11 protein-coding genes are annotated in these 8,401 nt (G+C 28.8%); 8 read left to right on the top strand and 3 right to left on the bottom strand.

Going from position 1 to position 8,401, the window contains the following annotated elements; all coding sequences use genetic code 11:
• The 8 genes from AC3ATN_RS03745 to AC3ATN_RS03710 form a co-directional block, all read left to right on the top strand.
• The coding region (locus tag AC3ATN_RS03745; RefSeq protein WP_487531895.1) for a c-type cytochrome at positions 1-275 on the top strand (275 nt) is incomplete at its 5' end.
• 3 nt (positions 276-278) lie between these two features.
• The gene (locus tag AC3ATN_RS03740; protein ID WP_487531894.1) at positions 279-587 is read left to right on the top strand and encodes an FtsB family cell division protein; all 309 of its coding nucleotides are present in this window, start codon (positions 279-281) and stop codon (positions 585-587) included.
• A gap of 81 nt (positions 588-668) precedes the next feature.
• On the top strand, positions 669-1,436 hold the full coding sequence (locus tag AC3ATN_RS03735; RefSeq protein ID WP_487531893.1) for a ParA family protein: 768 nt from the start codon (positions 669-671) through the stop codon (positions 1,434-1,436).
• A gap of 1 nt (position 1,437) precedes the next feature.
• A complete protein-coding gene (locus AC3ATN_RS03730; RefSeq protein WP_487531892.1) occupies positions 1,438-2,316 on the top strand; it encodes a ParB/RepB/Spo0J family partition protein in 879 nt (292 codons plus the stop codon).
• 88 nt (positions 2,317-2,404) lie between these two features.
• Positions 2,405-2,857, top strand: coding sequence for a DUF5683 domain-containing protein (locus tag AC3ATN_RS03725; protein WP_487531891.1), 453 nt, complete (start codon positions 2,405-2,407; stop codon positions 2,855-2,857).
• A gap of 4 nt (positions 2,858-2,861) precedes the next feature.
• Positions 2,862-3,557, top strand: coding sequence for a 4-hydroxy-tetrahydrodipicolinate reductase (dapB, locus tag AC3ATN_RS03720; RefSeq protein ID WP_487531890.1), 696 nt, complete (start codon positions 2,862-2,864; stop codon positions 3,555-3,557).
• Between the two features lie 9 nt (positions 3,558-3,566).
• Positions 3,567-5,267 carry a signal peptidase I gene (lepB, locus tag AC3ATN_RS03715; protein WP_487531889.1) on the top strand — a complete coding sequence of 567 codons (1,701 nt, stop codon included), beginning with the start codon at positions 3,567-3,569 and terminating at the stop codon, positions 5,265-5,267.
• Positions 5,264-5,854, top strand: a complete 591-nt coding sequence (locus tag AC3ATN_RS03710; protein ID WP_487531888.1) for a WbqC family protein — start codon at positions 5,264-5,266, stop codon at positions 5,852-5,854. Before lepB ends, AC3ATN_RS03710 begins: the two co-directional genes overlap by 4 nt.
• A gap of 2 nt (positions 5,855-5,856) precedes the next feature.
• Here AC3ATN_RS03710 and AC3ATN_RS03705 read toward each other — a convergent pair whose 3' ends face one another.
• The 3 genes from AC3ATN_RS03705 to AC3ATN_RS03695 form a co-directional block, all read right to left on the bottom strand.
• The gene (locus AC3ATN_RS03705; RefSeq protein WP_487531887.1) at positions 5,857-6,708 is read right to left on the bottom strand and encodes a rhomboid family intramembrane serine protease; all 852 of its coding nucleotides are present in this window, start codon (positions 6,706-6,708) and stop codon (positions 5,857-5,859) included.
• Entirely contained in the window at positions 6,708-7,445 is a 738-nt protein-coding gene (locus tag AC3ATN_RS03700; RefSeq protein WP_487531886.1) for a rhomboid family intramembrane serine protease, read from the bottom strand. Before AC3ATN_RS03700 ends, AC3ATN_RS03705 begins: the two co-directional genes overlap by 1 nt.
• Positions 7,445-8,401: DNA mismatch repair MutL family protein (locus tag AC3ATN_RS03695; RefSeq protein WP_487531885.1), on the bottom strand; the 957-nt coding region annotated here is incomplete at its 5' end. The genes AC3ATN_RS03700 and AC3ATN_RS03695, both read right to left, overlap by 1 nt.

Here is an 8,401-nt window from a genome sequence, read left to right as displayed (position 1 = left end):
GTCCTCTTGGCAAAGGCTTGACAGACAATATACCCCCACTTGATAATTCCGACTTTCTGTTAAACATTAGTGAAAGTATTTCAATAATAAAGTATGGAGCCAATAGACCGATAATTGTTAATGGTGTTGAATATTTGGGAAACTCAATGATATCTCAAGGTTTAGATGATGAAGAGATTTCGGATGTTTTGAATTATATCAAAAACAATTGGAGCAATTCAGACAAGAACCAGATTACAATTCAAGATGTAGTTAACATTATAAACCCTATTTAAAAAATGAAATTTTTTAATTCCTTTTTTAATAAAATTTCTAAACTGAAATATTTAATCATAACTTTATTTTTTTTACTATGGATGACTTTAATAGATACCCACTCCCTGATAATTCATAATGAACTTAATAACGAGATAAATAGTCTTAAATCACAAGAAATAGAATTAAAAAAAAATATTGCTAAAGACAAAAATATAATTGAAGTTTTAAAAAATCCAGATAGTTTAGAAGTATTTGGGAGAAGAAATTACAATCTAAAAAAGGAAAATGAAACAATATTTTATATAGAGAGTGAACAAAATTTTGATTAACAAATGTTAACAAATCATTGTCATATATAAGTTTCATAAGCACTCAAATAATTGTATTTTTATTGAGAAAATTAAATTTAGATGGGTAAAATAATAGCCGTTGCAAATCAAAAAGGTGGAGTCGGAAAAACTACAACTACTGTTAATTTGGCTGCTGGACTTGCTATTTTAGAAAAGAAAATTCTTCTTGTAGACGCTGATCCTCAGGCAAATGCAAGTTCAGGATTAGGTTTTGACGTTTCAAAAGAAACTAAAGGAACTTACAGACTACTGGAACATTCCTTATCTGCTAAAGATACTATTACAAAAACATCAATTCCGAATCTAGATATAATTACATCAAATATCGACTTGGTTGCTTCTGAAATTGAATTAATTGATAAACCTAAAAGAGAATATATGCTTAAAGAAGCATTAACTCAGGTGAAAGATAATTATGATTTTATTATAATTGATTGCGCTCCATCTTTAGGATTAATTACCTTAAATGCACTTGTTTCCTCCAATTCGGTTATTATTCCAATTCAATGTGAATATTTTGCACTTGAAGGATTAGGAAAGCTTTTAAATACGATAAAAAGTGTTCAAAAAATTCATAATAAAAATTTAAGTATTGAGGGTTTACTTTTAACAATGTATGATACTAGGTTAAGGCTTTCTAACCAGGTAGTTGAAGAAGTTCAAAAGCATTTTAGTAAAATGGTATTTAAAACCATTATTCAACGAAATACAACCTTAGCAGAAGCACCAAGTTATGGGAAAGATATAATTTCCTACGATGCATCAAGTAAAGGTGCTAAAAACTATCTTTCCTTAGCTACAGAAATGATTAAAAAAAATAAAATTTAAAATGGGAAAGTCTCCAAAAAAACAAGCTCTTGGTCGTGGACTATCGGCTCTTCTAAATGACAATTCAGATGGAGATAAAAACATTAAAATTAACTCAAATAATGGAAATATAATTGATCTTTCTGTTGAGCATATTTCGACTAATCCTTTTCAACCAAGAACTAAATTTGATGAAGAGGGTTTAGCAGAACTAGCATCTTCAATTAATGAACTTGGAATTATTCAGCCAGTAACTGTTAGAGAGCTGAACTTAAATTCATATCAGTTAGTTTCTGGAGAAAGAAGATTAAGAGCATCTAAATTAATCGGTTTAAAAAAGATACCTTGTTATGTTAGATCTATTGACGATAAAGAATCTTTGGAGATGTCCCTTGTTGAAAATATTCAAAGGAAAGATCTGGATCCAATCGAAATTGCTTTATCCTATAAACGCTTAATAGAGGAGATTCAATTAACACAAAATGAGCTCAGTGACCGCGTAGGTAAAAAAAGAAGTACTATTACAAATTATCTTAGACTATTAAAACTTGACCCAATTATTCAGACAGGGCTGAGAGATGGATTTATTTCGGTGGGACACGGAAGGGCTTTGATAAGTGTCGATAATGAAAACCAAATCAAATTATACGAAAGAATACTTAAAAAAGAATTATCTGTCAGAAATACTGAAAATTTAATAAATGAATTGAAAAATTCAAATAATAAGACCAATTTACATAAACCAAAATTTACTCTATCTACCGCAAAAAGTCTGAAGATGTTTTTAGAGACTGAGGTTAAAGTTAATATTAACAAAAATGGCAAAGGCACCTTGAGCATATCATTTGACTCGCAAGTAGATTTAAACCGTATTCTTAATAAAATTAAAAATAGTGTATAAGTTTATTTTTTTTATATTTTTATTTTTTTGGTGTGGTCAAAATTATTGTCAAGAACTAAGTGCTAGAAAAAAAAGAAAAATAGAATTAATGTCAGATCCTTTAGCCCCGTCTAAAGCAGCATTTTATTCAGCTATTTTTCCTGGACTTGGTCAGGTATATTCTGGTAATGCATGGAAAGTACCAATTGTTTATGCAGCCATTGGTAGCGCAGTATATTCATATGTTTATAATAAGAGAGAGTACAATAAATATAGAGGAATCTATAAAAGAAGAATTAGCGGATTTAAAGATGATGAATATATAGATCTTATTCCTCAAAATGACAAACTCTTAAAAGGGATGGATTTTCACAAAAGATACAGAGATATGTCATTTATTTTCATAATTGGAACTTATATGTTAAATATTCTTGAAGCAAATGTTAGTACTCACTTAATGCAGTTTAATGTGAATGATGATTTAAGTTTTAAACCTAAAATTAATTTTGAACCCGTAAGTGAGTCTGAAACAATTGGATTTATAATCAAGTTAAATTTATAATTAGGTGAAAATAGCTCTTTTAGGATATGGGAAAATGGGAAAAGCTATAGAAAGTATTGCCTTAAAAAGAGGGCACACAATTGTTTGCAAAATTGACAAAAATACAGAAGGTGAAATAAGTTATGCAGATTTAGCTATTAACTTTAGCACTCCAACTTCAGCATTGCAAAACGTAGAAGCAGCTATCAAAATGAATATTCCCGTAGTTAGCGGTACAACAGGGTGGTCAAATGATTTGAAATACATTGAAAAAATAGCACGAAAAAACAAAGTTGGTTTTTTACATTCGTCAAATTTTAGTTTAGGAATGAATTTATTTTTTCAGTTAAATAAGTCCTTATCTAAAATTATGAATACTCATAATTATTCTACAGAGTTGATTGAAGCTCATCATTTTAAAAAAATTGATTCACCAAGTGGAACAGCCATATCTTTAGCAAATGATATCATTTCAAATTCTAGTTATAAAGAGTGGAGTTCTAGTGATGCCAAAAAGGATGTTTTAAGAATTAAATCTATTCGTAAAGAAGATATCCCCGGTACTCACAGTATTTTTTATAGTTCAGAATTCGATGAAATAAGTATTAAACATATGAGTTTTTCTAGGTCTGGCTTTGCTTTAGGAGCTATTATTGCCGCTGAATGGCTAAAAGGAAAAAATGGTATTTTTTCAATGTCAGATGTCTTAAAAATTAAATAATTTACAGTTATGAACTTTATTGAATGGGTGATTTTTATTTTGGGTATTCAAGTAATACATTTTTTAGGAACATGGAAATTATATGCCGTTGCTGGAAAAAAATCATGGAAGGCTTTGGTTCCTATATACAACGCATTAATATTAATGGATATAATAAAAAGACCTAGATGGTGGGTTATTCTTTTATTTATGCCAGGTATAAACATAATGATGTTTGGAGTAATATGGATTGAAACAATAAAAAGTTTCGGTAAAAAATCAACTCTACAATCCATATTAGTACTAATAAGTCTTGGTTTTTACATAACATATTTAAATTATAGTAAAAATATAAATTATATTAATGAAGGAAATATTAAATACCAATCAGCTTTCGGAGAGTGGCTGAGTTCTATGGTGTTTGCAATAGTTGCAGCAACTTTAGTTCACACATACTTTATTCAACCATTTATAATTCCAACAGGTTCACTGGAAAAATCATTATTAATTGGAGATTTTTTATTTGTTAGTAAATTCCATTACGGAGCCAGAGTTCCAACTACTCCTATTTCATTTCCAATGGTTCATGATACTATCCCAATAATAAAAACAAGATCATATCTTAATAAACCTCAATTACCATTTTTACGTATCCCGGGTTTTCAAAAAATAAAACGAAATGATATAGTAGTTTTCAATTGGCCTGCAGATACTGTTAGACAATTTTTTGTTAGAGAAAAAGGTGTTAGAAAACCTATAGATAAAAAATCAAATTATGTTAAGCGTTGTGTTGGTATTTCTGGAGATACTTTAGAAATTAGAAATGGAAATATTTTAATTAATAACTCACAAAATATTTTACCTGAATGGGCAAGAATTCAACACACATACACTGTTTATAGCTACAACGGAGTCTCTTCTAAGAACCTTCTTAAGTACAAAATAGATGATTTTGAGAGGGAATATAAGATTAGAAATATCACTCAAAGCTCCTTTGAGTCACTTCTGCCATACATTTCAGGAAGGGCGGGAACTGTTGATGATTTCTCCGTATATACTAATTCAAAAGGATTACCTATAAAACTCGTTAAATCACTAGGGCTTCAAGTGTCTGAATTGATATCTAAAGAAAAAGTTATCAATTCAACTTATAATAAGGTTATAGAATTGAAAAAGTCAAAATTATATGATAGTATCTCTAGAAATATATCAAGGATTAAAACTCCAAATGAAAGTTTTTTTCCAAACAGAATAACATTTGACTGGAATGAGGATAATTTTGGTCCAATTGTAATTCCAAAAATTGGATCTAAAATATCACTTAACGAAAAAACATATCCCTTGTATAAAAAAATAATTGAAGAATATGAATCGAACGTAGTAGTTAGAAAAAATGGTATATTTTATATTGAGGATCAAATAAGTTCGACTTACACATTTAAGCAGAACTATTATTGGATGATGGGAGATAACAGGCATCGTTCTGAGGATAGTAGATTTTGGGGTTTTGTTCCTGAAGATCATGTGATGGGTAAGCCAGTTTTTATATGGATGAGCATTGATGGTTTTAATGATGGGGTCACTAATTGGAAAATTAGATGGGACAGAGTGTTTTCAGTTGTAAATGGTCAGGGAAAAAGAACTTCATATCTTCCCCACTTTTTAATATTTATTGGAATATGGCAAGTATATATTTATTTAAGAAAAAAGTATAAAACAGAAAAAACATGATGCTGACACCAGCATATTTACCAACAATAAGCTATTTTAAGAGCATTATAAATCAAAACGAACTATTGTTGTGTGTTAATACAAATTATCAAAAACAAACTTATAGAAATAGGAGTGTGATTTCTGGAGCCAATGGAAGACAAAATTTAATAATTCCAATAACAAAAAATATAATTAGCCAAAAAGATGAGCATATTGAAATACATAATGAAATTCCTTGGCAAAAAAATCATTGGAAATCAATTGAAACTGCTTACAGGTCTTCTCCTTTTTTTGAGTATTATAAAGATGAATTCAGACCCTTTTTCATAGAAGAGTATAGATTTCTTTTCCAATATAATATCGAATTAATGAGAAAAATTTTAATTATCCTGGATTTACCTATAAAACTTAAAAAAGTTAATCATAATAATGATTTTAAAAAAAACAACTACTTAATAGATCCAAAAACTAAATTAAAAAGATTTAAACCTTACGTTCAAGTTTTTGACGAAAAAATTGGGTTTCAAAGTGATCTAAGCATCATCGATCTTATTTTTAATATTGGTCCTGAAGCCACTGAGTATATAAAATCTATTCCTAAATAGCTTTATTTTTTTCCAGCATTAAACAAAGTCTCTTTTTCGTTTTTAGTTAAACTCTCGTAACCTGAATTAGATATTTTATCTAGAATTGCATCAATTTCAACTTGATTGTATTTAATAGTTTTTGATGAATTTTTTGATTTGTAAACGGCTTTTAAATTAGATTTATAAAAAAGTGAACTAAGATACTGCCATGATTTTTGAAAAAAATATCCAATATCATTTCCTTGAGAAATATTATTAGCATAAAAATAACCGAATAGAGCACCACCTAGATGAGAAATTCTTCCACCAGCATTTCCATAAGGAATCATTACTAGATCAATTGCAACAAGAGCAATTCCAATATATTTCAATTTTACATTAAAAAATAAAAGTCTTATTTCATTTTCAGGACTATATCTACAAACAAATATCAAGACAGCCATTACTCCTGCCGAGGCTCCAATCATTGAAGGGAAACTACCTTGAAAAACAGGGAAAATTAAGTAGCTTAATACAAAAAGGATTCCTCCAAATAATACTCCCAATAAATAGGTGTTAATATAAGTTTCTTTTTTAAAAAGATTTAGGAATATTGAACTAGAATAATATAACAATAGCATATTCCAAAATAAGTGAGAAATACTTGTGTGAAAGAATGAATATGTTAGTAAAGTCCACGGTTTGAATAATAAAGCCCCTAGATTTGGCGATAATTCAAACCAATAAATTATCCCTCCAAATGAAATATTAAAAAGGAAGAGTAAGGTGTTTATAATAAATGGCACAAAAAAACACAGAACATTAATAAAAATTAATTTTTCAGAAATTGAAAATTGATAGTATCTATTTTTTAAATATATCCAACTGATCATTAATCCCAACGTTTATTGTTAAATTGATTTTTTTTCCAATACTGAAACATTATGAAACCAGTTAGAGCACCACCAACATGAGCAAAGTGGGCAATTGGACCGATAGAATAAGATGAGAAACCAAAAAATACATCAGCACCAATAAGTAAAGGAACTAAATATTTGGCTCGAATGGGTATTGGAGGAAAAAGAAGCATAAGTTGAGTGTTGGGAAAAGACATTGCAAACGCAACCAAAACTCCATATAAAGCACCAGAAGCCCCAACTAAAACAGAATTATATGAAGAATATGCACTTTGAAGGGTTTCAACTTCAATTAAATTAATAATATCTGATGGAAGTCTTGAGGAAGAATAAAATTCTGAAATAATTGAAGGATCAACTTTTAAGCTCAAAAATAACTCATTGGCTTGATTGATTTGAAAACTATACAACAACATTTGTAATGCTGCAGCTCCAAAACCAGTTGACAAATAAAAGAAAATAAATTTATTTTTACCCCACATCTGCTCAATTGGAGTACCAAACATCCAAAGTCCAATCATATTAAATAATATATGAGAGAAATCTCCATGCATGAACATATGAGATATTATTTGCCAATATTGAAATTTTGGAGAATCAAAGTAATGTAGCGCAAATAAATCATAACTATATTCACCTAAGGATAGTGTAGCTAAAAAAAATATAGTATTGATTATCAGTAAGTGCTTAACAGTCTCTGAGGCTGATCTCATTAATTGATTTTTTTATCGATTTCTTGCATGTCAAAATTAATGAAAATAGGACGATTAAATGGAGATAGATTTTTTTCTTTACAAGCAAATAAAGAAGCTAGAAGCTGCTGTTGCTCTTCGATATTTAAAGATTTTCCATTATTTATAGTCATTGACCTACATAATTTTTTTGAAATAACATCTGCTTTACTAAAACCTTCATATTTGAATTTATCAGAAAAAAAGTTTTCAAACAGTTGTTCCACTTGATTTTTATCAAATAAAACTGGAATTGCTGTGAATGTAATGACTTTGGATTTTTCTTTCATGTTAAACTCAAAACCCATGGCTAAGAGTTCGGTGACATTATCAAAAAAATATGTCAATTCTGATGAATCCACTGATATTTCAAAAGGGAATAACAAACTTTGACTTGGGATTTTTTCTAACGATAAATTAGATAATAGCTCCTCATAAATAACCCTTTGATGAGCTCTTTTTTGATTTATAATCATTAATCCTGATGGTAAGGCTGTTACAAGGTATTTATTAAAAAGTTGAAAAACTTTTATTTGTTTGGGATTAAAATCATAATCATCTATATTCAAAATCTCCTGGACACTTTCAGATTCAAACTCGATTTGAGTAGTATCTTTTTTTGAATCATATGAATATATTTTTAAATCATCTTTAAAAGGATTAAAAGATGAGTTTACAGAAATATTTGGACTAGTAGGTGCCCTTTCTTTATATGAATAAGGAGTATCCATTGAAGAATCCCTATCAAAGTCTAAAGTTGGAGTGACTTGAAAAATTCCTAAACTATGTTTAATAGTTGATCTAAGAATAGAATATAAGCTTTGCTCATCTTCAAATTTTATTTCAGTTTTAGTTGGATGAATATTAACATCAATTTTATTTGTGTCTATTTCAAGAAGTATAAAATAACCAGGATAATATCCAGAGGACAATAAACC

Source organism: Candidatus Marivariicella sp., assembly GCF_983056325.1.
Note: the sequence above shows the minus strand (reverse complement) of the source record. Positions and strands in the feature narration are given on the sequence as shown.